The sequence below is a fragment of the Paenibacillus polymyxa genome (assembly GCF_015710975.1).
GTDB classification, from domain to species: domain Bacteria; phylum Bacillota; class Bacilli; order Paenibacillales; family Paenibacillaceae; genus Paenibacillus; species Paenibacillus polymyxa.
In genome coordinates this window covers 3494443-3518602 of the sequence record NZ_CP049783.1, presented here as the reverse complement: position 1 = coordinate 3518602, position 24160 = coordinate 3494443, and the positions used below count along the sequence as shown (strand labels likewise).

23 protein-coding genes are annotated in these 24160 nt (G+C 45.5%); 6 read left to right on the top strand and 17 right to left on the bottom strand.

Going from position 1 to position 24160, the window contains the following annotated elements; translation table 11 throughout:
* Nucleotides 1–17: 17 nt before the first annotated feature.
* The 5 genes from G7035_RS15730 to G7035_RS15710 form a co-directional block, all read right to left on the bottom strand.
* The gene (locus G7035_RS15730) at nt 18–305 is read right to left on the bottom strand and encodes an antitoxin Xre/MbcA/ParS toxin-binding domain-containing protein (RefSeq protein ID WP_019688206.1); all 288 of its coding nucleotides are present in this window, start codon (nt 303–305) and stop codon (nt 18–20) included.
* A 13-nt stretch (nt 306–318) separates the two neighbouring features.
* The gene (locus tag G7035_RS15725) at nt 319–804 is read right to left on the bottom strand and encodes a methylated-DNA--[protein]-cysteine S-methyltransferase (protein ID WP_019688207.1); all 486 of its coding nucleotides are present in this window, start codon (nt 802–804) and stop codon (nt 319–321) included.
* Between the two features lie 22 nt (nt 805–826).
* The gene (locus G7035_RS15720; RefSeq protein ID WP_019688208.1) at nt 827–1387 is read right to left on the bottom strand and encodes a bifunctional transcriptional activator/DNA repair enzyme AdaA; all 561 of its coding nucleotides are present in this window, start codon (nt 1385–1387) and stop codon (nt 827–829) included.
* A gap of 137 nt (nt 1388–1524) precedes the next feature.
* A complete protein-coding gene (locus tag G7035_RS15715; protein ID WP_017426842.1) occupies nt 1525–2310 on the bottom strand; it encodes an isocitrate lyase/PEP mutase family protein in 786 nt (261 codons plus the stop codon).
* Nucleotides 2311–2746: 436 nt separating this feature from the next.
* A complete protein-coding gene (locus tag G7035_RS15710; RefSeq protein ID WP_016821817.1) occupies nt 2747–3118 on the bottom strand; it encodes a hypothetical protein in 372 nt (123 codons plus the stop codon).
* A 183-nt stretch (nt 3119–3301) separates the two neighbouring features.
* On the opposite strand from G7035_RS15710, the gene G7035_RS15705 reads away from it, so the two are divergent.
* Nucleotides 3302–3481 (top strand): hypothetical protein, encoded by a 180-nt coding sequence (locus G7035_RS15705; protein ID WP_013311365.1) that lies wholly within the window; start codon nt 3302–3304, stop codon nt 3479–3481.
* Nucleotides 3482–3573: 92 nt separating this feature from the next.
* A complete protein-coding gene (locus G7035_RS15700; protein ID WP_019688209.1) occupies nt 3574–4383 on the top strand; it encodes a GNAT family N-acetyltransferase in 810 nt (269 codons plus the stop codon).
* Between the two features lie 93 nt (nt 4384–4476).
* On the opposite strand, the gene G7035_RS15695 is transcribed toward G7035_RS15700, so the two are convergent.
* From G7035_RS15695 to G7035_RS15685, 3 genes are all read right to left on the bottom strand, one after another.
* Entirely contained in the window at nt 4477–5649 is a 1173-nt protein-coding gene (locus G7035_RS15695; protein ID WP_019688210.1) for an MFS transporter, read from the bottom strand.
* A gap of 77 nt (nt 5650–5726) precedes the next feature.
* The gene (locus G7035_RS15690; RefSeq protein WP_016821820.1) at nt 5727–6005 is read right to left on the bottom strand and encodes an ArsR/SmtB family transcription factor; all 279 of its coding nucleotides are present in this window, start codon (nt 6003–6005) and stop codon (nt 5727–5729) included.
* 171 nt (nt 6006–6176) lie between these two features.
* Nucleotides 6177–6914, bottom strand: a complete 738-nt coding sequence (locus tag G7035_RS15685) for an SDR family oxidoreductase (protein WP_016821821.1) — start codon at nt 6912–6914, stop codon at nt 6177–6179.
* A gap of 261 nt (nt 6915–7175) precedes the next feature.
* Here G7035_RS15685 and G7035_RS15680 point away from each other — a divergent pair, with 261 nt between their 5' ends.
* Complete coding sequence (locus tag G7035_RS15680; protein WP_019688211.1) at nt 7176–8105, top strand: AraC family transcriptional regulator; 930 nt, start codon at nt 7176–7178, stop codon at nt 8103–8105.
* A gap of 97 nt (nt 8106–8202) precedes the next feature.
* Here the strand turns inward: G7035_RS15680 and G7035_RS15675 are convergent, their stop codons facing one another.
* Together G7035_RS15675 and G7035_RS15670 are read right to left on the bottom strand one after the other, a co-directional pair.
* Nucleotides 8203–8847, bottom strand: a complete 645-nt coding sequence (locus G7035_RS15675; protein WP_019688212.1) for a hypothetical protein — start codon at nt 8845–8847, stop codon at nt 8203–8205.
* A gap of 85 nt (nt 8848–8932) precedes the next feature.
* A complete protein-coding gene (locus tag G7035_RS15670) occupies nt 8933–9970 on the bottom strand; it encodes a LacI family DNA-binding transcriptional regulator (RefSeq protein WP_016821824.1) in 1038 nt (345 codons plus the stop codon).
* Between the two features lie 342 nt (nt 9971–10312).
* On the opposite strand from G7035_RS15670, the gene G7035_RS15665 reads away from it, so the two are divergent.
* Nucleotides 10313–11365, top strand: a complete 1053-nt coding sequence (locus G7035_RS15665; RefSeq protein ID WP_019688213.1) for a 2,3-butanediol dehydrogenase — start codon at nt 10313–10315, stop codon at nt 11363–11365.
* 117 nt (nt 11366–11482) lie between these two features.
* On the opposite strand, the gene G7035_RS15660 is transcribed toward G7035_RS15665, so the two are convergent.
* The gene (locus G7035_RS15660) at nt 11483–13435 is read right to left on the bottom strand and encodes an AraC family transcriptional regulator (RefSeq protein ID WP_080561210.1); all 1953 of its coding nucleotides are present in this window, start codon (nt 13433–13435) and stop codon (nt 11483–11485) included.
* A gap of 371 nt (nt 13436–13806) precedes the next feature.
* On the opposite strand from G7035_RS15660, the gene G7035_RS15655 reads away from it, so the two are divergent.
* Both G7035_RS15655 and G7035_RS15650 read left to right on the top strand, forming a co-directional pair.
* Entirely contained in the window at nt 13807–15150 is a 1344-nt protein-coding gene (locus tag G7035_RS15655; RefSeq protein ID WP_193775538.1) for an amino acid permease, read from the top strand.
* Nucleotides 15151–15157: 7 nt separating this feature from the next.
* Nucleotides 15158–16321, top strand: coding sequence for a VanZ family protein (locus G7035_RS15650; RefSeq protein WP_019688215.1), 1164 nt, complete (start codon nt 15158–15160; stop codon nt 16319–16321).
* A 120-nt stretch (nt 16322–16441) separates the two neighbouring features.
* Here the strand turns inward: G7035_RS15650 and G7035_RS15645 are convergent, their stop codons facing one another.
* The 6 genes from G7035_RS15645 to G7035_RS15620 form a co-directional block, all read right to left on the bottom strand.
* Nucleotides 16442–17095, bottom strand: coding sequence for a nitroreductase family protein (locus G7035_RS15645; RefSeq protein ID WP_016821829.1), 654 nt, complete (start codon nt 17093–17095; stop codon nt 16442–16444).
* 50 nt (nt 17096–17145) lie between these two features.
* Nucleotides 17146–17538, bottom strand: a complete 393-nt coding sequence (locus tag G7035_RS15640; protein ID WP_049789358.1) for a MarR family winged helix-turn-helix transcriptional regulator — start codon at nt 17536–17538, stop codon at nt 17146–17148.
* 283 nt (nt 17539–17821) lie between these two features.
* A complete protein-coding gene (gene gdhA / locus G7035_RS15635) occupies nt 17822–19198 on the bottom strand; it encodes an NADP-specific glutamate dehydrogenase (RefSeq protein WP_019688217.1) in 1377 nt (458 codons plus the stop codon).
* 419 nt (nt 19199–19617) lie between these two features.
* Entirely contained in the window at nt 19618–21009 is a 1392-nt protein-coding gene (gene thrC / locus G7035_RS15630; RefSeq protein WP_019688218.1) for a threonine synthase, read from the bottom strand.
* A 215-nt stretch (nt 21010–21224) separates the two neighbouring features.
* Entirely contained in the window at nt 21225–22568 is a 1344-nt protein-coding gene (locus G7035_RS15625; RefSeq protein ID WP_019688219.1) for a TldD/PmbA family protein, read from the bottom strand.
* 3 nt (nt 22569–22571) lie between these two features.
* Nucleotides 22572–23966 carry a TldD/PmbA family protein gene (locus G7035_RS15620; protein WP_019688220.1) on the bottom strand — a complete coding sequence of 465 codons (1395 nt, stop codon included), beginning with the start codon at nt 23964–23966 and terminating at the stop codon, nt 22572–22574.
* Between the last annotated feature and the right edge of the window lie 194 nt (nt 23967–24160).

Below are 24160 nucleotides of genomic sequence, written 5' to 3'. Positions count from 1 at the left end.
TCCTTGAGTCAGTTGGTTTAACGCGGCATACGTAGAATGGCTGCCTTCAGTGCCTTGGTCCCTTCTTCGCTTTTTAAATAATCCGACGGTGTTTCGTGACCAAGTGCGGGAACCTTTTTATCCATCCAAGTTAGCAAATACTCGCCCATGTCGGGCAGCAGCACAATCTGAATCTCCTTTGGAATTTTACTTTTGGCTACCTTTGCCCTTATCGCCGGATCTACCTGATCATATCGCTCCTGATAGATCTGAACCATGTTGACCCAGCTTTCCGGCTTAAACTCTTTTAAATATGTCTCTCTCATCCATGAACCCTCCTTATGATCTCAGACAACGCTTCTCATGCTGGAGCAACCATTCTTTTCTCCATAGGCCACCTGCATAGCCAGTTAGTTTCTGATTTGATCCGATAATTCGGTGACATGGAATCACAATGCTCAGCTTATTTTTGCCATTCGCACTGCCAACGGCTCGGATTGCTTTTTCGTTTCCAATAGCGAGAGCAATATCTTTATAAGCTGTCGTTGTACCGTAACCCACGGTCACCAGCGCATTCCATACTTTTTGCTGGAAGTCCGTACCTTCAAAAGCATAAGGAAACGAAAATTCAAAGCGCTCACCTTTAAAATACTCGTCAAGCTGGCTGGCGCATTCCTCTAATACTTGGATTGGAGCTTCTTCTGTAAGCATCGTTAAAGGCTCATTCCGATTAGAGAACATAATGGAATAGACATCCTCATTGGTGCCCCGTATCTCTATCTCTCCAATCGGCGATACATAATTTAATACGTATAACTTGCTCATTAAGGATATCCACCTTCCTTTTCTAATCCTTATTCAAATTTCTATACTCACTAGGAGAACATTGGTTCAAGTTGCGAAACGACTTATAGAAATTGGAGGGACTTTGGAAGCCTGTCTCATAGCAAATTTCAAGATTCGTAAGATCTGTATTTTTAAGAAGATAAGCTGCCTTATCTACTCTTATTTTTTCCAAATACATACGCGGGGTTTCCGAGGTTTCTTGTTTAAAGATCCGATCCAAATAAAAAGTGCTTATTCCAACATGATCCGCAATATCCTGCAATACTAGTTTTTCTTTATAATGATTGATTAAAAAAGCTATCACATTCTGGACAAGCCTGATATACGGCGAATGATCTGTATGAGGCTGGCATCTTTTGCAAGCGCGAAAACCCGCTTTTTCCACGGTGTCCACATCAAAGTAAAACTCGACATTGATTTTTTTCGGCTTTCGGGATCGACAGGAAGGTCGGCAATATATACGGGTTGTTTTCACAGCGGTAAAAAACACCCCGTCATATTTACGATCACATGCTATAATTTTCTCCCACATTTCTTCAAAAGAAAGACTAGGTTTAGCCATGATCAAAGAATCCGTCCTTTCTCTAGTTCATACTCATATAGTTCAGGATTTTGTAAAATTCGATTCCAGTCGCTCCGAAGTGCAATATATAGACGAACTAAACCATTTCGATCTATATATTGTTCATTGGAAGTCGCTTATGGGATTTTTGCAAAATCCTCATATAAATCTGAAGTATCTTGAAGGTTGATCAACTGTTCCGCATTCTTTTGCAAAGCAACTATTATCTTATCAGAAAACGCATTTCCAAAGCTAAACCGTTTGACTCCTAACTGCTGAAGCTGGCGGACATTCGTCAGACCTGGCAAAGATAAAACATTAAGCGGAGCATGTATATGAAATACAACCTCTCTGATCTCTTCATCACTCTTTAAACCTGGAACAAAAATTCCGTCAGCACCACTATCCACATACGCTTTGGCCCTTTCTATGGTCTCCGAAAGTGGAGTCTCCATCTGCAAAAATGTATCCGTTCTCGCATTTATAAAAAACTCTTTAAACCCATGAACATCCAAGGCAGCTCTTATTTTGGACAGCAGGTCACTGTGCGCCCTCACTTCTCGAAGTCCCTTTTGCTGTTTTAATGAATCCTCAATATTAATCCCCGCCACTCCGACATCGGCTGTCCTTAATACATGCTCGACAATCGTTGCCGCATCCTCCCCATATCCTGCTTCAATATCTGCCGACACAGGAACTTGAACATGCTCTGCAATAGTGCGAATGATGCTTATATGCTGGTCAAAATCAATAAGCTCTCCATCTGCAAACCCAAGTGTATTGGCAATCCCCCAACTCGTTGTACCTATCGCCTTAAAGCCTGCCTTCTCCAGAGCCACGGCAGATAGCAAATCCCAAGCATTCCCCAAAAATAAAGGTTCCTTTGAAGTATGAAGTGCATGAAATTGCTGGATTTTGTTCATAAATATAGCCTCCTAATAGGTGATGTTTCTCATTCTATCAAGAGGCTGTATTTGTTTCGTCCTCATTCTTGCACTTATGGTCTGCGAAATTGCTCTTTATGTTAACGAAGCTATTGAAAAACAGGAAACTTTTTAAACCAATTCATAGACTAGCCTTCCTTCCTTCCTTTCTTTCCATACTATATTTAAAATTTAAATTTCATTTTAAAGAAGTATGCCATACGCTTAAAATGTATTATTTCACATTATAAGTAAAATGCGATTGTTTTCATCGCCGACATGAGTGTACATCGTTGACTTGTCCATGATTTTGTTTTACTTTTAAAGTATTACTCATATTTTCCAGTTCCATCATACAAAAACCGTTCCAGAAGCCCCAAACCTGCAAGCTTCTGAAACAGTCTAGTAAAATAGCGTATTTATAAACTAAAGACCGTTAGATGATCCGATAGCCGGATGGCAGTCTGCCAGTACTGCGGATATTACGGATTTGCTGCAACGTCAAACGTTGATTGGTAGAGATAATAGATTCCACATCATTCCCGCGAATCAGATCATCCAGGTCGGCGATGCTGCGATTGCCTCTATACACACGGAAGTTACCTCTAAACCGCGTGCCAGTAAAGAGTACAAGTGTAGCATTGCTGCTGGTAGAAAAGAAACGCAGACTTTCGATGCCGTCGAGAATATTATCGGTGTTGCGGATACCTAGGTTTCCTCTGAATACTCTGCTAGAACCCCGAAAATTTTCTTCATTGTAGACTGTAAGGCGTGGATACGTTTGAGATACGTATGCTTTATTAGTCATGTTGTAAATTCCTCCTTTCAACTCTAGCATATGCTTCCCTATTCAATTGGCGCGGGCCTCACAGCATTCATCTAAAAATGGTTATGTGTTGAATAGAGTAGACGCAGACTTGAAAAAGGAACATACGTTCTGTATAATTTATCTTAGTAATTTGGAAAATCCTGAACTAACGGAGATGCAGACATGGACGATAAATTTATTGAGGAACTACGTGAAATTAGCAGGAACGACAAGCGAAGATCCGAATTTCTCATTAAAGGGATGAAGGAAACGCTTCAGGAAAGAAAAGAAAAAAACTTTATCGAAAGATGGATTTGGCGACAAAAGAATAAGAAGCTTATAGCGCGGAAGTTTAAATCTTAGTAGAGATATAACAGCAGCACTTCGTAGCAGTTTATTTTCATAGCATATACAAGTACATTAGATCAAACCTCATTTTTTAGGGAGGCAAAGCCATGATTGAGCAGCTAGTCCCATTCGATGATCTATTAAATCACAATCCATTTTTGATTGATGAGGTTCGATATAATTTGCTTCATCGAATATGTGAGTCAGAAGAATCAACATGCCTTAAAACGTTTGATGGAAATATGATTTTCGCTCAATCACCCGGACATAAGGCTTGGCTATGGATTTCGCAGCAAATCATCGGCAACCATAAGTTAACCTATATCGAAGAACTCTTACATTATTTAGAAGGAACCAACCTATCAGGTGTATGTGGTGATGTCGAAACAGCCGAGAATTTCGCACATGCTTACGCCGAGCGGCATACTGCTCAGGTACATACTCATATGGTTATGGAATCTTATTTCTGTCCTGAATACAACAAACCTTCCGGCGTTGAGGGGATCATACGACAAGCCACTTCAGAGGACGTACAGGTAGTTGCCCAGCTTCTAGCTGGTTTTTCAAAAGATGCTTTAGACCGTTCAGTTGATCCGACTAGTCAAATATCAGCTGCGAAGGCAGCGATCGAGACAGGGAATTTATATCTTTGGATTGTAAATAGTATGCCCGTGTCCATGGCTAACATTGCTCATCGTTCTCCAAGGCATGGCCGTATTAATGCTGTTTATACTCCCCCTACCTGGCGAAAAAAAGGTTGTGCCAGCGCAATTGTATCGGGGTTATGTTCCATTTTAAAAAATGAGCAGCTAACCCCCATGCTTTACGCAGATGTAAAAAATTCAGTTTCCAATCAAGTTTATAAAAATATCGGTTTTAAAGAAGGCGGCAAAATTACTGATATTGCGTTTGGATAGACCTTCCTGCTTTCAGAGAGCATATGAGTGCTCATTCAAAACAAACAAGCCCAGCGATGCCATCTACCGCTGAGCTCATTTTTCTATAATTCTTTATTCTGTCACACCCAATTCCGTGTGAACCGAAGATCTTCGTGAAAGTAAATATACAGCTACCATGGCGATAGCGACACCAGCTGCTCCAAACCAAGGGATGGAGGCCAGCGTAACCTGACCAACAACTACACCGCCAATTCCGGCTCCCGCTGCCATAGCAAGCTGCATGGTAGACTGGTTGAGACTCAGCATCACACCGGAAGATTCCGGTATGAGAGTGACCAAGTTATATTGTTGAGTAGGTCCGGTTGTCCAGGCTGCGAACGACCATAGGATCAATAAAGCAAATAGTGCAATCAGGGAATGCGCGGCAAAAGGAATTAAGAGTAACGAAATACCGTGCAACATCATGCCCCCTAATAATGTAAAGGGTATACCCTTTTTATCCGCACTGTATCCACCAATTTTTGACCCGATTAGACTGGCAATTCCGAAGGCGAGTAATACTGAGCTTAGCATATCCTCTCCTACACCTGATACATTCAGCAAGTACGGTGAGATGTAAGTATACGCGAGTGAATAACCTCCTAGCCAAAAAAAGGTAATGCCTAATCCCAAGGCAACTTCAGGCTTTTTCAGAAGTGCAAACTGCTGCAGTAAAGGGATCGGTTGATCTCCTTTCAAGCGAGGGATTGTCATAGCGATAACGATCAAGGCAATAATCCCCGCTAAAGCGATGCCGAGAAATACGGTTTTCCAGCCATATGCAGAAGAGATCATTCTCCCAAGCGGCACACCTATAATCAGCGAGGCTGTAAAACCCATAGTGACTGTAGCAATAGAACTGGCCTGCTTGCCAACTGGGGCTATTTTTGCAGCAATGCTCAGTGCAGTAACCACGACCATCCCCGCCCCGAGGGCCATCAGAATACGTGCGGCAATAAACATCCCAAAACCTGGCAAGACAAAGGAGAGCATATTGGCTACTGCAAATAATCCTAAGGAACTCAAGAGCAGGTTGCGTCTGTCCCATTTAGCGGTTACTGCCATCAGAATCGGCGTGCCTATCGCGTAAGCAAGAGAAAAGACGGTAATCAACTGGCCCGCTGCGGACACCGTAATCCCCATGGTTGTCGCAATCTGATCCAAAATACCTGAGATAATGTACTCAGATGTACCTACCAAAAAACTGACAATGGCCAAAATGTACACCTTCCACGTGCTCTGCATTTTAAAAAACGCCTCTTTTCTTTATTTTTTTTATATTTTTGTATTTTTACAAATATCGAAATTAAGACTAAAAAAAATTATGTCAACAGGAACGGGGCATATTTCTGTGCTGCTTCCACATCCAAACTGTAATAAATAAACGTCCCCTCTTTACGGTATGTGAGCAGCCCCGACTCTGCCATTTGCTTCAAATGGTGCGATAGCGTTGAAATAGCTACACTGTTCAGCTTCTCGCCCAGTACAGAGCAGCATTGATCACTTTCCTCTTTTAGCAGAAGTGCTATCTTGAGACGAGTCGGTTCTCCAAGTGCTTTATATATTTTTACAGCTTGCTGCATCTCTGTTGTCTCTTTCACCCTGTTCGTCTCCCTTCGGTTCCAGTCTTAATTTCGATGTTTGTCGAAATTAACTTAACACAAACATTGGTAAAAGTAAACCCGCATAAAATAATCCCCCATCGGCAAAGAAGGATAGGGGACAAAACAATCTGAATGCAGAGATGGAACCACGGATTTTATTGCATGGAGTTAATTTGTGCTTGCCGTGGGTCTGACAATGATTTCATTCACATCTACATCCGCAGGCTGCTCCATGGCATACACAATGGAACGAGCAATGGCATCCGGCGAAATCGAAATACGGCGGTATTCTTTCATTCCCTGCCGAGCCTCTTCATCTGAAATACTGTCGGCAAGCTCGGATTCGGTTACTCCCGGTGATACCAGCGTTACACGAATATCCCCACCAACCTCCATACGCAACCCCTCAGAAATCGCCCGAACTGCATACTTCGTTGCGCAGTATACTGCTGCAGTCGGCGTTACACTATACGCGCCAATAGAAGCAATATTGATAAACTGACCAAATCCTTGTTTTTTCATGATGGGAAGCCCTGCCGCGATCCCATGCAGAACGCCTCGTATATTAACATCAATCATGCGGTCCCATTCTTCTACTTTCAGGGCTTCCAATTTTGAAAGAGGCATCACTCCTGCATTGTTCACAATGACATCCACACGTCCAAACCGTTTTTCAGCGTACTTAATGAACGCTTCCATCTGCTCCCTTTGGGTCACATCCAGTTGCATATAATCAGCCGATCCCCCTTTTGAACGAATTTCGGAGGTAAGAGCCTCCAGTCGTTCTGTGCGTCTGGCTCCTAATACAACATGAGCCCCATGTTGAGCAAGTAAACGAGCAGTAGCTTCACCGATTCCACTGCTTGCTCCTGTAATAGCTGCAACTTTCCCTTTAATATCTAACATGCTTATTCCTCCTTTAGTTAAGAAATTATTGAAGTAGAATGCTGTTTTCCTTTTCACATGTTTATTGAGCATTGTTTCTACATCTTTATTATGAGACGATGGTGATTGGAGATGGTAGAAGAATCAGAGCAAATTATTGCCTAATCCTCCAAAGACACTTAATATGAATTCAAATCCATATCGAAAAACAAAGCGCATCTCAAAGTAAATTTGTCCACTGAAGAGTGAAGATTACTACGGTGTAAAAAAGGGAGGGGTATAGTGAAAGCAACCGAAATTGAGAGTTCTACCACGGAAAAGCAAGCCGAATTGACCAGTCTCATAGAACAATTTACAAGTCACGACGGAGTTCACGCTACAGATATCCCTTCACTTCACTTCGTCCGAAGTTCGACTACCACCGTTCCAATTTATCAGGTCCATGAACCCGCCTTATGCATTGTGGCTCAGGGAAAAAAAGTCGTGATACTCGCAGAGGAAAGTTACTATTACGGCACATCCGACTACCTTGTGGTTTCGGTAGATTTACCAATTTCCGGGCAGGTGATACAAGCCTCAGCAGAAGCTCCGTACTTGTGCCTCCGGCTCAATTTTGATCCGCATCAAGTTTTGGATTTGATCAGAGAAGCTGCTTTTCCTACTAGCCCAATACCTGATTCCAGACGAGGCTTGTATGTAAGCCAGACCAACTCCCTACTGCTGGATGCCGTAGTAAGGCTCGTACGGCTTTTGGAAAGACCGCAGGATATTCCGGTGCTGGCTCCATTAGTTATACGTGAGATATTGTATAGGATTTTACAGGGGAAGCAGGGAGAGTCCTTAAAACAACTGGTCATGACTGGTAGCCATTCAAACCGGATCGCAGAAGTCATAAAGCGAATTAAACAAGATTATGATAAGCCGTTGCGAATTGATGAATTGTCCCAACTGGCTAATATGAGTCCTTCGTCGCTACATCGTCATTTTAAAGAGGTTACAGCTATGAGCCCAATGCAATATCAAAAACAATTACGTCTGCAAGAGGCCCGTCGCCTGTTGTTATCTGAATCAGCAGATGCGGCAGATGTCGGTTTTCAGGTAGGCTACGAAAGTCCCTCTCAATTCAGTCGTGAATACGCTCGCTTGTTCGGCCTCCCTCCAATTCGTGATATCAAGCGCTTGCGTGTAGATCAGGATTACCTCCAATCATAATCGCAGGATGTACAAACAGCACAAAAAAGCTGCCTCGGGTAGAGAAGCAGCTTTTCATTTTATATACTTCGAGGCAAAGATCATCACTCATTCAGCATCAGTACGGATTATCCAGCTTGGCGAACAGAGCACGAATAACATCCTTCTCTGCCGTAGTAAGCTGTTGTCCTGCCTGCCATTGTTTAATCTCTTTCTTGACTTCCTTCGGGTCTCTATAGCTGAGAGCATACCCGATGCCCCCTATACCTTGTACGCGGTTGGTTTTGTCCATATTTGCCAATGCTCGGATCATCGTAGTTTTGTCCCTTGTAAACAAATCTTCCATAAGATTATCGTATTCTTCAGTTAGCGCTCCATCCAAGCCAGCAGTGCCCTTGATCACATTCGGGAAACTTTCCGAAGGAATCAAAGCGCGCTGCTTATATAAATATTCGATGATGTCCATGCTTTGATGTTCACTGATTTCGTTCATCTTTCCCCAATCGATACCTGCCAAATGGTCCGTCATGTGACGTACTTTTGCTTCATCACTGAGGGATGAAGCCTTATAAAAGGACAGTACAAGTTCCTCTTTACTTTGCTGGGTATGCTGCGTACTGGTTGCACTGGCCGCACTTTGCTTGGGCTCCTCATTGCTTGCTCCAGACGGCGACGCAGGGTCAGCATGGGGAGTACACCCTAGGATTACAGCCAGCAATAATGTAGTACAAGCTCCAGAAACGAACACGCTACCTTTTGACATGAATCCACTCTCCTATCCATATCTATTACGCCTGCAGCCATTCATCCATGGTTATAACGGAATAGGGTGCAGAGCTAGACTTACTTTACTCGTCATGCCCAACCGTAGGCTTACGGATCACGGAGACGCTGGATTCCCTGACAATCAAACGAGGCTCAAACTGTATACGCTCATAATCCCCCACGGTCTGTTCCTGAATTCGCTTAAGCAGCAGTTCCGCAGCCAGGCGTGCCACCTCTTCCCCCATGATAGAAACTGAGCTGATCTGCGGGGTCGTTACCGTAGCCCACAAATTGTTATCAATACCGACCACTGCAACCTCTTGCGGTACTTTTACACCCAAATCCTTAAAGCGGTTTACGATTCCTATGGCCACCATATCATTAACTGCATAAATCGCATCCGGCATATTTTTCAAGCTGTAAAAATAATCGGCTGCCCGTAGCCCGGTCTCGAAGGAAAAGTCATCGCCAAAATACACCAGTGAAGGGTCCACATGCTGGAGAGACTGCTCATAAGCGAAGTATCTCTCCTCGATTTTGTCCTTCGCTGCACCTGCATAAGCAATTCTCGTTCTTCCGATTTTAAGCAAATGCTCCATCACAAGTCTTCCCTCTTGCCGGGCCAGACTGACGATATCCGCTTTGACGTCTTCACCCAGCTTCTTGCCATAGTTAATAATAGACACGGGAACGTTCGCTTTGTTAATCAGATCAACCAACATTTTGGGATACGCCAGCGGCATAATGATGAGCCCGTCTACATGCAGCTTCTTAACCTCACGCACCGTTTCAAGCTCCATCCTGGCATTCCCGGCCGTATTGATCTGCACGACACGATAACCGTGCTGCTTGGCGGCCTGTTCTACGGACCAAGCAATCTCTGGAATGATCGCGTTCCGGATATCCGGTACAGCCAGCGCAATTTGCCGTGTCTGCCGCACCTTTAGGCTTTGAGCTGAGGTATTGGGCGTAAAACCCATTTCTTCAATTACTTGCAAAATAAATGCCTTTGTTTTGGGGCTGATGCCCTCGCTATCATTAATAGCCCTGGAGACAGTCGCAATACCGACCCCTGCCCGCTTGGCTACATCCTCTATAGTTACTTTCTTTTGCTCTGACACACCCAAAATCCTTTCACGCTCGGAATCGTTTTCTCTCTATATACATAAACTCTCTAATATAGATATTATACCACAGAATGCACCTCTAAAAATTGAATTCGTTTTCTTTCTAGCCTCTGCTTCACCTGCAAAAGTAGTAAAAATTCTTTTGTACTAAGCAACGAGTCAAATATAGCGCCATAGTCACAAGTGATTATATTCACAAAAAAATCAAGTGCTTTTTGCATTAATTTGGTTTGACAATGTGTAAAAATTGTGACATATTATTTTTCGGAAACGTTTCCTTATTCATTCACTTTTATAGCGGCAATGATCATATATTCATCAAGGAGATGACAAGACATGCAAGCATTGAGATGGCATGGAGTAAAAGATTTACGTTTGGAAAACATTGAGCAACCCGCTGCTCTTCCAGGAAAAGTAAAGATCAAAGTGGAATGGTGTGGCATTTGCGGAAGTGATCTTCACGAATATGTAGCAGGACCGATCTTCATTCCTGAAAACGCTCAGCATCCACTGACTGGCGAAAAAGCTCCGATTGTGATGGGACATGAATTTTCTGGACAAGTCGTTGAAATCGGTGAAGGTGTAACTAAAATTCAGGTTGGCGACCGTGTAGTCGTAGAACCGGTTTTTGCATGTGGAGAATGTGATGCATGTAGACAAGGCAAATATAACCTTTGCGATAAAATGGGCTTCCTCGGTTTGGCAGGCGGCGGCGGTGGATTTTCTGAATATGTCGCAGCTGACGAGCACATGGTTCACAAAATTCCAGAAAGCGTATCCTTCGAGCAAGGCGCTTTGGTAGAGCCTTCGGCCGTTGCTTTGTATGCTGTACGTCAAAGCCAACTGAAAGTCGGCGACAAAGCTGTCGTGTTTGGCGCTGGTCCTATCGGATTGCTGGTTATTGAAGCGTTGAAAGCTTCGGGCGCATCTGAGATTTATGCGGTAGAGCTTTCCGAGGAGCGTAAAGCTAAAGCTGAAGAGCTGGGTGCTATCGTGCTTGATCCTAAAACTTATGATGTTGTGGAAGAACTGCACAAACGGACTAACGGTGGCGTAGATGTAGCCTATGAAGTCACTGGAGTACCTCCTGTGCTGACTCAAGCGATTGAATCCACTAAAATCAGCGGACAAATCATGATCGTCAGCATTTTTGAAAAAGAAGCTCCGATCAAACCGAACAATATTGTCATGAAGGAACGCAATCTGACTGGTATTATCGGCTACCGTGATGTATTCCCGGCTGTCATCAGCTTGATGGAAAAAGGATATTTCCCTGCTGACAAACTTGTGACCAAACGTATTAAGCTCGAAGAAGTGATCGAGCAAGGCTTTGAAGGTCTTCTGAAAGAAAAAAATCAGGTTAAAATCCTGGTATCTCCGCAATCCTAATATCGAAAATAAATCAGATGTCTGCCCTTTGCAGGCATCTTTTTATATAAAAAAACGCTCTCCTTCCTGCGACATACTGTCGTCAAGATGAGCAGCGTTTTTTGATTACCGTTTTGCTTACTTCATTACATTTTTCAGAACATCATCAATCATTTGACTGTTTGCAATTGTACCTGTATACAGCCAGCTGGAATCCTTGCCAAATTCGTATACATGGCCTTCTTTGACTGCCGGAATTCCTGCCCAGACTGGATCTTTAATAATCTCATCCTTACTCACATTTTTGCTGTTCACGATAAAGATATAATCAGCGTCCAGCTCAGCTAGTTTTTCCAGGGATAAGTTGCTCCAGTTCGCCTTGGCCGTTTTGGAAATCTCTTGTACGACCTGTGGAATCTTGAATCCCAAATCCTTGTACAATACATCCCCGCTAGATAGATTCTGGTTCACCACATATACGTTTTTATCCGTTACCCACAATGCCGCAGCCGTTTTTTGTCCTACCGTCTGACTGAGCTTGGCTTTCGCCTCTGCTGCTTTTTTGTCGTAATTGCTTAATGCCTGCTTCGCTTCACTGCTCTTATTCAGCACCTCACCCACGGTCAGCAGCTCTTGGCGCCAATCATTATTCATATTACTGCCCACAACGTAGGTTGGAGCAATTTTGGAGTATTGATCATATTTGTCGCCTTCCACCATGCTCGCACTGTCCATAATGATCAAGTCAGGCTTGAAGTTCAGAACCGCCTCGAACGGAAGATCTGAAGCGATGGCAGGAACATCTTTCAGTTCTTTTTGCAGGTAAGCTTGAACTGAATTTTTACCCACCGACCATTGGGCTACCGGTTTAACACCCAACGCCACCAGATGATCCTCCAGATAAGAAGCGAGCACACGCTGAGGCTGAGCCGGAACCTTCACCTCATGCCCAAGTGCATCCTTCAGTACCCTTTCCTGTGATGCTGGTTCTGCTGATGTATTATTGTTCCCTTGCGAAGCGCCATCGGTTGCCGTAGGACTGGATGTGCCTGAGCACGCGCTCAGCAGCAGGGTAAAACTAAGCAATACAATAAATGCCATGGAATGCTTTGTGTTTCTATTCATTTGTAAAATCCCTTCGTCATGGTTTTGATAATGATTATTATCCTCAATACCAGTATGCAGGGCACCACCTGTTGAATCAATGGAACATTCAGACAGGCTTGATGGATTATCCAGACGCATATCACTAACAAAAGCAGATGAATATAAGCTGTCCCGATAATGAACCGGGGATACGCCAGTATATTTTTTGAATGCCCGGCTAAAGAAATAGACATCTGAATACCCCACACTCGCAGCAATATCCTGCAAAGTAGCATCCGTCTTCCGCAAAAGCTCCTTCGCCTTGTCCATCCGTAATTGAATCAAGTACGTAATCGGGCTACTATCCGTTTGTTTTTTAAATAACCGGGTCAGGTGTCGCGGACTACATTCCAATAATCCGGCCAAACGTTCCAGCGTGATGGACTCCGCATAATGAGCCTGCATAAATCGAATTGCCTGTGCCACGACATCCCGCGTGGAGGTCCGAGCCTGCGGTTCCTGCGATTGGCGCATACATTCATATGCAAAATCATAGAACCGACCCTGCGCCTGAACTTTGGATAACGCCTCTTGATCCTGCCATGTGTTCGCCAGTAGCTGCAGCTTTTGATATAGTATAGCCGGATAGGGCGGTATGAAACCATAAGCTGCCGAAGGTTGATGATAAACTGTGCGTCCTGATAAAGAAGTTGCTTTATATAGTACAAGAATATATTCGATCCCGCATGATGAAGGCTTGATATTCAGTTCAAAGCCCTTGCCACCATGTAGTACATAGCCTGAATGGGATGCATCCTTCCAATCATCATCCAAGTGCACGCTACCCTGTAGCATGAACACAAAAGCGTGCGCTGGAAGACGATATAATTGAACCAGCTCTTCCGCTTCCAGTCGAATGTGCCGGACATCCATGACACGGATCGACGAATGGAGCCATACGGACAGTAGCTTGTTCAGCTCATCAGCTTCATGCCCCTTGCTCATCCCGGATTGAGAACCTGTCTGCTTTTGCCGATCCTTCACGTATCAAAGCCTCCGCTTCATAAATTCATACTTTTTTCCAAACCAACCTCATTATATATCATCCTTTACTTTGGCTACCATGAAACAATTATTCCCGCGCGAAACAAGGTGAATATAACATAAAGACAGAATGATATCGATATTACAACAATCGTCAACAATATCATTCTGTCTCTGTTTCTACATTTTTTCCTCTATCTATTTTAATCTCCCTACCAGATCCTATTTCTTTCATTTCCTAATTGGATATTTTCATGTAGTATAAGTCTAATTGAAGTAACCCTGCTTGGGCTATGCTGAAGCTGTACACTATGATGAAGGAGGATTTCATATTGAAATCAAATGAAGCAACTTTACACAAAAAGCTTCGACCACGGCATATTACCTTTATGGCTATGGGTGGAGTCATCGGGACGGGTATTTTTAAGGGAAGTACCGAAACGATTAGCTTGGCAGGACCTGGAGTTATTTTATCCTATGTCTTCGCAGGACTGCTGCTCTTGGTCGTTATGGGTGCGATTGCCGAGATGGCTACCGTCTACCCCAACATGAATATGAAGGATTTTATTCGCAAGGCTTTTGGAGAACGACTTTCTTTTATTATCGGCTGGTTGTATTGCTTCATGTGGCTGGCTGTCTGTGTCATTGAGGTCATTGCCGCGGGAAGCTTCCTGCAATATTGGCTGCCAGATGTCCCTCTATGGCTCCTCAGTTTAGCGAGTGCGGCTTTCATTATTGTCGTCAACATGCTGAGTGTCGGCGGTTTAGGGGAGCTGGAGTTTTGGCTGGCAGGCATTAAAATTGCCATGATTATTATCTTCATTGCCTTGGGTGGCTGTATACTGTTTGGGATTATCCCCACTGAAACTCCACCTTATTTAAGCAACTACGCTCAGCACGGCGGGTTTTTCCCCAATGGCTGGCTAGCAATCTTTTCGGCATTGCTGGTCGTTACCTTTTCTTACGGAGGGTCTGAGCTGATCGGATTGACGTTGACGGAGACTGAAAATCCAGAAAAGGTACTGCCTAAAGTGGTTAAAAGCTTTATTCTTCGCGTTGTTTTGTTCTATACGCTGCCTATTCTCATTATTTGTGGCTTGATTCCCTGGAACCAACTGGATGCAAGTACCAGCCCGTTTGTACAGGTATTGTCTTCTGTAGGGCTTCAAGGCTCAGCTCATGTCATGAACTTTATTCTGATCACTGCTGTACTGTCAGCCGCCAATTCGGGAATTTACGGGGCTACACGCATGCTCCATTCGCTGGCGATTAATGGAGAAGGTCCCAAATCACTCGCGCGCCTGTCCTCCAATGGAGTTCCGGTGAACAGTCTCAAACTGTGCGCGGTCATCCTGATTGTTGGCTCCATGGTCGCATACGTCGCTCAGGAAGGGCTGTTCCGTATTTTGATGGCTGTACCTGGCTTTGTCGTGCTGCTCGTCTGGAGCTGCATCTGCCTGTCCCAATTGAAACTGCGCAAATCTTATCCAGTGGAGCCTACCTTCAAGATATGGGGATTCCCTTATGTGACGGCGGTTACGGTCGGATGCCTTTGGGTCATTGCCTTCCTGTTCTTGATTGACCCGCAAAATCGGATCAGCATCAGCGTATGCGTGGCTTTCATGGCATTTTTGGTCATCTGGTCTTTGGTGAAGTTCCGGAGAAAGCAGGCTTAAACAGCTCATGATTCAATCTTATCTGTTTCCCGTTTCATATGCTTTTCTGGCCTTCCCTGTTGCTGCGTTATTGTTTACACTTCCGTTCCTTATCGTGCAATATCGCAGACATGGCTATATTCACAAGGCTAGAGCGTGGCTGCTTTACTTGATGCTTTTATACTTGATGAACGCCTTCTTTTTAGTCATACTACCGCTTCCGGCATCGCGTCATAATGCAGCTTTGGCCGGGGGAGCTTTGCAGTGGATGCCCTTGCAGTTCGTGCAAGACATCATAAGAGAAACATCCGTTTCACCTGCTCATCCTTCCAGTTATTTGCATCTACTGAAGGAGCGTGCTTTTCTGCAAGTGGTTTTTAACGTAATGATGACCATGCCTTTCGGTATGTTCTTACGTTATTACTTCCGTGCACGATGGGGCTGGTGTCTGATTCTGTCCTTCGCCTTGTCTCTCTTCTTTGAGGTGACACAGCTGACAGGATTGTATGGATTTTTTGACCATGCGTATCGTGTATTTGACGTGGACGATCTGATGGCCAATACTTTGGGCGGTATGCTGGGCTTTCTGCTCGGCGAATGGTTTTCACGCTTTCTTCCCCGGTTGGAGCATCTGGACAAGCATGTGGACATTACAACCAAACGGGTGTCCTATACGAGACGAGGAGTAGCCTTCTTAGTGGATTCTATCCTTTGGACGGGGTTATTCGGCATCACGGAGTCCCTGCATGTATCTGCTGCTTTCTGGGTTTCCAGTGGGATATACTTTATGGTGGTTCCTTACCTGACGAATGGACGGACTCCAGGGAAATGGCTGGTACGTATTCATCTTACAGGGAGAGGAAAACGAGTTTCCTTGTGGGAGCTCATCAAGCGGTACAGTCTCTTGTACTGGTTGTATTTTGGACTGAATTACGTACTGGGTGGACCTGTGCTGCGGTCTCAAGTGTCCCCTTGGGTAAGTGTGCTGATCGGTCTTGTGCTATTGGTGTTGAACGGATGGTTCTTTCTCCATCTGGTCATACGCCTGTTCAAGAAAGCACCGTTATTTTATGAGGAGCTTAGCCATACTTCTCACCAGATTATATGGCCCAAGCGTGATCATCCACCTCAGTATGACACTGCTGACTCTGGACAGACACCAGATGCGAATATAGGTCAAGGATCACCCTAAGACTAAAGGACGTCATCAATTCCCGAATCAGCGTTACATCCGGCAAACTAAAAACAGGCGGAGCAAAGGAATGTCCTTTGCTCCGCCTGTTTTTTATGTTGCGTATAGATATAACTTAACTTATTTCCACTGTGCAATTTGATCAATCGGCAAACGTGTGGACGGGTGCCCCTCGTTGATTCCTTTACCCATCGAAATGAGCATAACAGGAACATAACGATCTTTGTCCATACCAAAGGCCTCGGCAATTTGATCCTTTTCATAACCACCGATAGCGTTGGTATCGTAGCCATGAGCGCGTGCCACCAGCATAAGCTGCATAGATACCAAACCACCGTCGATCAGAACTGTTTCTCTGTTCACAACGGGATCAAGGGCAGCAAAATGGGCTGTTACTTTTTCCTGTTGCATTTCTTTAATGTCTTGTGGCATATAGCCCAGTTCTACAGCTTCTCCGAAGATTTGTTCGAAATTATCAAAGTTGTTCAGATCCCCAAACACAGCGATCACGGCCGAAGAGGTCTCCACTTGACGTTGGTTGAAACGAGCCAATGGTGCCAGGGTTGCTTTACCTTCCGGGCTGTCAATCACAAGGAAACGCCAAGGTTGCAGATTAATGGATGATGGTGCACGTGTAGCTTCCGTCAAAATCTCAGTCATTTCCTCGCGGCTGATCTTCACGGACGGATCGTATACTTTTACCGAACGGCGTCCCAATGCGATTTCTTTAAAATCATTCGTTTTTACAATATTGGATGTATTCGTATTACTCATTCCAATCTCTCCTTTGTTCCTCTGTGGGTAATTGTAATATGACAATGTTGTCAGTCCATACTGGATATATGACTATTCATCACTTGCAGCATATCGGCTAGCTGATGTCGCTGAGTCTCGTCAAAGCTTTGTAGCAGCTGAGCTACAAACTGCGAGCGCTCCTGCTTAAAGATGACAATACGCACACGCCCATAATCGGTCAGGCTTACCAAGGTAACCCTATTGTCCTCTGGCTTCGTGCGTCGTGTGACCATTCCTGTCGCTTCCAGTTGCTTCAAATGACGCGTAACGGCTGCAGCGTCAATGCCAACCTCTTTTTGCAGCAGCGTTTGACTAATCTCCTCCACTTGATACAGCTTGCATAATAGCTGCAATCTGGATGCGCTGACTCCTGCACACCGCTCGAACTTGGAGCTAATCTGCTTGTTCAGTAGCAGCAGCATATCAAAAATATACTCAGCCTCGGATGGTGTCTGGGTGATATCAATCTCTCCTCCCTTTAGCATATCGCTGGGCCTCGTGATCCAACCTTTGATCCATCAATTATTGATCTATCAAGTAATATACATCCTCTTTAGCAATAAATCAAGTCCCTGAGAAAAATAAAGTGCCTCATGCCAAATAAAAGCTGAGCGACTCACACGGAGCCGCTCAGCTTCAATTTTGCTTTTATTAGCTAGGTTGTTTAATCATTGTACAATAGACATAAGGAATTGTGGCGTTGAGTTAGATAATCCCGTGAGACAGCATAGCATCAGCCACACGCACAAATCCGGCGATGTTCGCTCCGACCACCAGATTGCCTGGCACGCCGTATTCCTCAGCCGCCTTCACGCTGTTAGCATAGATATTTTTCATAATATCATGCAGCTTGGCATCCACTTCCTCAAAGGTCCATGACAGGCGCATGCTGTTCTGCGACATTTCGAGCGCCGAAACCGCTACTCCACCTGCATTAGCAGCTTTGGCTGGTCCAAACAGAACTCCGTTCTCCAAAAATACTTCAATGGCCTGTAACGAGGACGGCATATTCGCACCTTCACCGATAGCTTTTACGCCATTGCTTACCAGCAACTGTGCTGCTTGCTCGTCAATTTCATTCTGTGTTGCACATGGCAATGCGATGTCGCATGGAATTGACCAGATACCTGAGCAGCCCTCTGTATAGATTGCGCCTGGACGCTCTTTCGTATACTCGCTAATCCGCAGACGATTCACTTCTTTAAGCTGCTTCACCAGCTTGAGATCAATACCGTCTGGATCATAGATATAACCATTCGAGTCACTACATGCCACGACTGTAGCACCGAGCTGCTGTGCTTTTTCAATCGCATAAATGGATACGTTCCCCGAGCCCGACACAACAACACGTTGTCCTTCAAAGGACAAACCTTGAGCTTGCAGCATCTCGTTTACAAAATACACACAACCGTATCCAGTTGCTTCCGTACGTGTGAGACTACCTCCGTAATGAATCCCTTTACCTGTCAGGACGCCGCCTTCATGTCCTCCGCGAATCCGCTTGTATTGCCCGAACATGTATCCGATCTCACGGCCACCTACACCAATATCCCCTGCCGGAACGTCGGCATCTGGGCCGATATATTTATACAGCTCCGTCATGAAGCTTTGTGTAAAACGCATCACTTCGTTATCTGATTTACCTTTGGGGTCAAAATCCGAACCGCCTTTGCCACCACCGATTGGAAGACCCGTCAACGCATTTTTGAAAATTTGCTCAAAGCCCAAAAATTTGACGATACCCAGGTACACAGATGGATGGAAGCGAAGTCCACCTTTATAAGGACCAATCGCACTGTTAAACTGTACGCGGAAGCCACGGTTGACCTGTACGTTGCCTGCATCGTCTACCCAAGGTACACGGAAGGTAATGACACGTTCTGGCTCCACCAGCCGTTCCAAAAGCCCCTGCTGCATATACTTAGGATGCTTAGCCAATACCGGAATTAGCGAATCCAAAATTTCTTTGACGGCCTGATGGAATTCATTCTCATGAGGATTGCGCGCGATAACCTTCTCAAAAACGGACTGCACATATTCGGCTGCTGCTTGTTGACTCTGCTCTGGACGGATCATGGTCATTATTTAATACACCCCTTTTATAATTAGCCCCTCTGTTAAATGACGGAATGACTTTTATTCTGCACCTTCGAGAGTGGAACTTTATGTATTCATAAAATTTAGTTAACTATACATGATTTTTTATATAAATACATCCAATTTCCCTATAAAAGATTTTTGTATCCTTCATTAAATAACTCTATGAACCTACCACTGCCTGTTATATTCCTAAAGCCAAATCCCTTAATTTACGGGCTTTTTTCACGATTTCTAAGGCTCTAACACCTTACTCTATGTGGCATTATAATGTGAACAAATTGAAACTAAAACATACATCATGTCTGGAAAATATGGATATAAAAAAAGGAGGCTAGCGCCCAGGGCGCAGCCTCTTTCCCATTCGTAAGAATGTAACAACTCACCATTACGAAAATATTCTGTTACACATAAAAGGCTTCAAGCTGACGCACAATTTCTGCCTCGTCATGCTCTACCACCTGCTGGTGTTGCGGCTTGGAGAACAATTGTTCAATTTGCGCCGGGAATTCCTGCTTAATGTCCACCAGACGGATCGCCTCATCGAATTTGGCCGGATGTGCTGTCGCGAAGGTCACACAGACTTCGTCTGCCCCATTATACGCCTCATACGCAGCAATACCGCAAGCCGTATGCGGATCAAGCAAATAATCGTATTCAGCTTTGTATTTTTTGATCAGCTCCAGACACTGCTCATTCGAAGCACCCAGCGCTTCAAAATCCTGCTGGACACGTTTCAAATCCTCTGCACCGATCACAATCCGTCCCTCTGTTTTGAGGTTATTCATGTATTCAGATACCTTGGCTGCATCCTCTCCGAGGAAGTAGTACAGGTATCTTTCGAAATTACTTGCCACCTGAATGTCCATGGAAGGACTGTATGTGCTTTTGAAATCGCCCGGCTGGTATTCGCCAGTCTTCACGAAGCGCTCCAAAATGTTATTTTCGTTCGTGGCAATGATCAGCTTGTGGATGGGCAGACCCATTTTCTTCGCAAGAAAGCCGGAAAAGATATTGCCAAAGTTGCCGGATGGCACGCTGACATTGATCTTCTTCGTACCCGCAGACTCCTGCGCCCGGAAATAAGCATAGAAGTAATATACCGTCTGCGCCAAAATACGCACAAAGTTAATCGAGTTAATCGCCCGCAGATGATGTTTGGCTTTGAAGTCCAAATCTGCAAACAGGTCCTTAATCACTTTTTGACAATCGTCAAAGTTCCCTTTTACAGATAGATTCAGCACGTTCTCATCGTCTACCGTCGTCATTTGCAGTTCTTGTACCTTGCTCACTTTTTGATGCGGATGCAAAATACAGATTTTGATACCTTCCTTGCCTCGCACGCCCTGAATGGCTGCTGCCCCGGTATCGCCCGAGGTTGCACCCAGAATATGAATGATCTCATTCTGCTTTTTGGACACGTAGGAATAAAATTCACCCATAAATTGCAGCGCCACATCCTTGAACGCGAACGTAGGTCCATGGAACAGCTCCAAAATAGACAGGGAATCGTTGATCTTCTTCACTGGCGTAACTTCCGGATGACGAAAGCTTGCATAGCTGCGCTCTACCAGTTGTTCCAAATCTTCACGAGGAATCTCATCATTGATATACAGCGCAAAAACTTCCAGCAGCAGCTCTCTGTAGCTCAATGTAGCCCACTGCTCCAGCGTAGCTCCCGACACGGTCGGAATCTGCTCCGGTACCATCAGACCTCCATCGTCAGCTAACCCCATGAGCACGGTATCAATAAATCCCTTGGCTTCTACTCGACCTCTAGTGCTTATATATCTCATATACATCCCCCAATAAAAATTCAATTCGAACCTTTTTCGAATATATTATTGTCTATAATACCCTGTCGCGGTGCTGTAACCAAGCCTTTTTTTCATATTTTAAAGACTTTCTCCTACTTTACCATACCCCGATGCATCAGGCATCTGTGATTGCTAGACAATTAGAACGTCAGGAACAGGCCGTAAGTGTGAAAAAAAGCAGGCTACTCCAGTCATTAGGAGCCTGAAATCGAAAGTGCAGCCAACTTGAGCGAAGGAGATGTGCAGCTTCCCGTAAAACGCAAATCGTTGCCAACTTCCTCTACCTGCTGTAGGACGTCAAAGAAGTTACCTGATACGGTAATCTGATTGACCGCTCTGACCACCTGCCCCTGCTCAATCCAGTATCCCAGACAAGCCAGCGAAAAATTACCGGACGCCGTATTGGTACCCGCATGCAGCCCTTGCAGCTCGACGATCATCAACCCGCGGTCCGTCTTGCGAATCATCTCCTCCAATGTACACGTGCCTGGCGCCACGTACAGATTATGATACGACACCCCAATTTTACCGTTATAGCTGCCTTTGGAAGCATGAGAGGTACTCTGTACCCCGGCCTTGCGGGCCGTCTTGCGGTTATGGAAATACGTCCGCAATTCGCCAGCCTTGATGATCTCGTTGCGGCGTGTCGCACTGCCTTCCGCATCAAACGTGCTGCCTGCCGGAACGTTCTCCATTAGCGGATCATCAATCAGCGTGATATGTTCGCTTGCCACCTTTTGCCCCAGCTTCCCAGCCAAGCGTGAAAAGCCTTTATCCACCGACTCCGCAGAAAATACCGACGTATAGGCAGCCAGCAATTGCGCGGCTGCATCATGACGGAAAATGACTGGATAGTTATCCGATTGGATCGTGTGCGCACCCAGCTTGGAAACAGCCTCTTGTACGGCTTTATGCGCCACATCCGCAATATCGATCTCCTCCACGCTCCGCAGCGAATAATCATGCCAGCCCCCGGTAACCGTCTCGCCATGATCTGCTGCAATCACATATACATAAGCGGTCGCCAGACTTTTGTGACGATGACAATGCAGTCCTTTGGTATTCACAATCAGGACCTCATTCTCACGAACGCTGACCGAGCAATGTCGAGCCATCACGATTCGTGGATCTGCGGCAAGCGCTGTACGCTCCATTTCCAGCGCCGCTTCGATCAGAATCTCAGGAGCTGTGTCGACAAGCGTTGAGGCATAAGCAGGCTGCTTAGGGTAGCTCTCAGAGCCTACAAACAGCTCATCCTGCTCCTCGCTCTCCAATATATCCGCGTTGCTACGTGCTTCTTCCAATAAAAAGTCGATCACATCTGGTTCCAGCTTCTCCGTAGAGGCATAGCCCATTTTTCCGTTAATGACGCCACGGAAGGAAAGTCCGCCATTTTCAACGATGGTATATTGGTCAATTTCTCCCTTCAGTACCTTCACCGAGGTAGAACGTCCATTTACATAGTAGATTTCCATATCCGCGTAGCCCATTTCCCGACCTTTCGCGAACAACGCTTCCTGAAATTGCTGAATATTCATTGCCTATTCCCCCTTTCGTCCGCCGACGGTCATTTCGGATACACGAATCGTCGGTTGTCCGCAGTTGACCGGAAGACTTCCACTGACCGAGCCGCACATCCCCTGACCATGATCCAGATTGTTGCCGACCATATCAATATTTTGCAGGGTTTCAATGCCTTTGCCGATCAGCGTTGCGCCTTTGACCGGCTCGGCAATTTTACCGTTGCGAATCATGTACGCCTCTTCGACTGCAAAATTAAACTCGCTCGTCGAGGTGTTCACCGAACCACCGCCCAGCGATTTGGCATAGATCCCGTACTCTGTATTGGCAATGATCTCTTCACGGGTAGACTCGCCATTCGCAATGAACGTATTGTTCATACGGGATGCAGGCGCAAATTTATAGGACTGTCTTCGTCCTGATCCCGTCGCAGGTACACCCATCTGGCGCGAGCCCATGCGGTCGACCAGATATCCTTTTAAAATGCCGTTCTCGATCAATACGTTGCGCTGTGTCGGCGCTCCTTCATCATCGATATTGAGCGAGCCCCACGCATTCGGAATTGTTCCATCATCTATAGCTGTAACGAGCGGTGAAGCCACCTGCTGTCCGATCTTATTGGCAAACACGGAAGTTCCATGCGCCACCGCCGTAGATTCCAGCCCATGCCCACACGCCTCGTGGAAAAGAACGCCGCCGAAGCCATTTTCAATCACGACAGGCAGTCTACCGCTAGGCGCATATCCCGCTTTCACCATCGTAGACGCAATGCGAGCAGCGTGTCTGGCATTTCCTTCGATATTCAAATTCTCCAGGAATTCAGTCCCTGCATACGCTCCCGGCCCACGGAACCCGGATTGTCTATGCTCCCCATCCGTCGCAATCGCGCTTATTCTCATGCGTGTATACGTACGGGTATCCTCCACCAGCAGCCCGTTGCTATTGGCGATTAATACGTTCTGGATCGAGTTGCTAATCCCAACAGAGGTTTGCGTGATGGAAGGATCGTATTGGCTTGCCGCCTCATGCGCCCGTCTCATCATGTCGATCTTGGCGCGTTTCTGTGAACCGTCAGGAATGATCGCAATCGGATGTTGGTTAGGGATCGCATGGGGATGGAGTGTAATCGTGTGTGTACCTGGCGCTCCACCGCCACGAATAGCCTTAGCAGCCGATTTGGCCAGTCGGATCAGGCTCTGTTCGCTCATATCGCTGGTGTAAGCATACACCGAGAAATGCTCCTTCATAATCCGAATGCCAATCCCGAAATCCCGGCCTGACAGCGCCGTATCCACGACGCCCCCAGTCATGCCCAGTTGCCCATTGGTGCGGTCCTCGACGAACACCTCTGCAAAATCTCCGCCCGTCTCCAGCGCAGCTTGCAGCATATCCTGAATCTGTGTTGGATGTATCATCACGTTCCTCCTCGTTTTTGCCATGTTTCATATTGTACGTTTAAGTAATCAAGAACATATGCGGGTTCATGCTTATTTCCCATAACTTTACTATACATGATGTCGGGAGTGGGTGTAACTATCTGGGTGGAGATGTTGGGAGGGGCGAGAAGATATATGCGCAGGGACGGAGGGATTGAAATGAGAAAACCCGA

Excerpts from the sequence above, each read along its gene's own strand:
- G7035_RS15730 (WP_019688206.1), bottom strand. The coding sequence starts at position 305 with ATGAGAGAGACATATTTAAAAGAGTTTAAGCCGGAAAGCTGGGTCAAC.
- G7035_RS15725 (WP_019688207.1), bottom strand. The coding sequence starts at position 804 with ATGAGCAAGTTATACGTATTAAATTATGTATCGCCGATTGGAGAGATA.
- G7035_RS15720 (WP_019688208.1), bottom strand. The coding sequence starts at position 1,387 with ATGGCTAAACCTAGTCTTTCTTTTGAAGAAATGTGGGAGAAAATTATA.
- G7035_RS15715 (WP_017426842.1), bottom strand. The coding sequence starts at position 2,310 with ATGAACAAAATCCAGCAATTTCATGCACTTCATACTTCAAAGGAACCT.
- G7035_RS15710 (WP_016821817.1), bottom strand. The coding sequence starts at position 3,118 with ATGACTAATAAAGCATACGTATCTCAAACGTATCCACGCCTTACAGTC.
- G7035_RS15705 (WP_013311365.1), top strand. The coding sequence starts at position 3,302 with ATGGACGATAAATTTATTGAGGAACTACGTGAAATTAGCAGGAACGAC.
- G7035_RS15700 (WP_019688209.1), top strand. The coding sequence starts at position 3,574 with ATGATTGAGCAGCTAGTCCCATTCGATGATCTATTAAATCACAATCCA.
- G7035_RS15695 (WP_019688210.1), bottom strand. The coding sequence starts at position 5,649 with ATGCAGAGCACGTGGAAGGTGTACATTTTGGCCATTGTCAGTTTTTTG.
- G7035_RS15685 (WP_016821821.1), bottom strand. The coding sequence starts at position 6,914 with ATGTTAGATATTAAAGGGAAAGTTGCAGCTATTACAGGAGCAAGCAGT.
- G7035_RS15675 (WP_019688212.1), bottom strand. The coding sequence starts at position 8,847 with ATGTCAAAAGGTAGCGTGTTCGTTTCTGGAGCTTGTACTACATTATTG.
- G7035_RS15665 (WP_019688213.1), top strand. The coding sequence starts at position 10,313 with ATGCAAGCATTGAGATGGCATGGAGTAAAAGATTTACGTTTGGAAAAC.
- G7035_RS15660 (WP_080561210.1), bottom strand. The coding sequence starts at position 13,435 with ATGAGCAAGGGGCATGAAGCTGATGAGCTGAACAAGCTACTGTCCGTA.
- G7035_RS15650 (WP_019688215.1), top strand. The coding sequence starts at position 15,158 with ATGATTCAATCTTATCTGTTTCCCGTTTCATATGCTTTTCTGGCCTTC.
- G7035_RS15645 (WP_016821829.1), bottom strand. The coding sequence starts at position 17,095 with ATGAGTAATACGAATACATCCAATATTGTAAAAACGAATGATTTTAAA.
- G7035_RS15640 (WP_049789358.1), bottom strand. The coding sequence starts at position 17,538 with ATGCTGCTGCTACTGAACAAGCAGATTAGCTCCAAGTTCGAGCGGTGT.
- gdhA (WP_019688217.1), bottom strand. The coding sequence starts at position 19,198 with ATGACCATGATCCGTCCAGAGCAGAGTCAACAAGCAGCAGCCGAATAT.
- thrC (WP_019688218.1), bottom strand. The coding sequence starts at position 21,009 with ATGAGATATATAAGCACTAGAGGTCGAGTAGAAGCCAAGGGATTTATT.
- G7035_RS15625 (WP_019688219.1), bottom strand. The coding sequence starts at position 22,568 with ATGAATATTCAGCAATTTCAGGAAGCGTTGTTCGCGAAAGGTCGGGAA.
- G7035_RS15620 (WP_019688220.1), bottom strand. The coding sequence starts at position 23,966 with ATGATACATCCAACACAGATTCAGGATATGCTGCAAGCTGCGCTGGAG.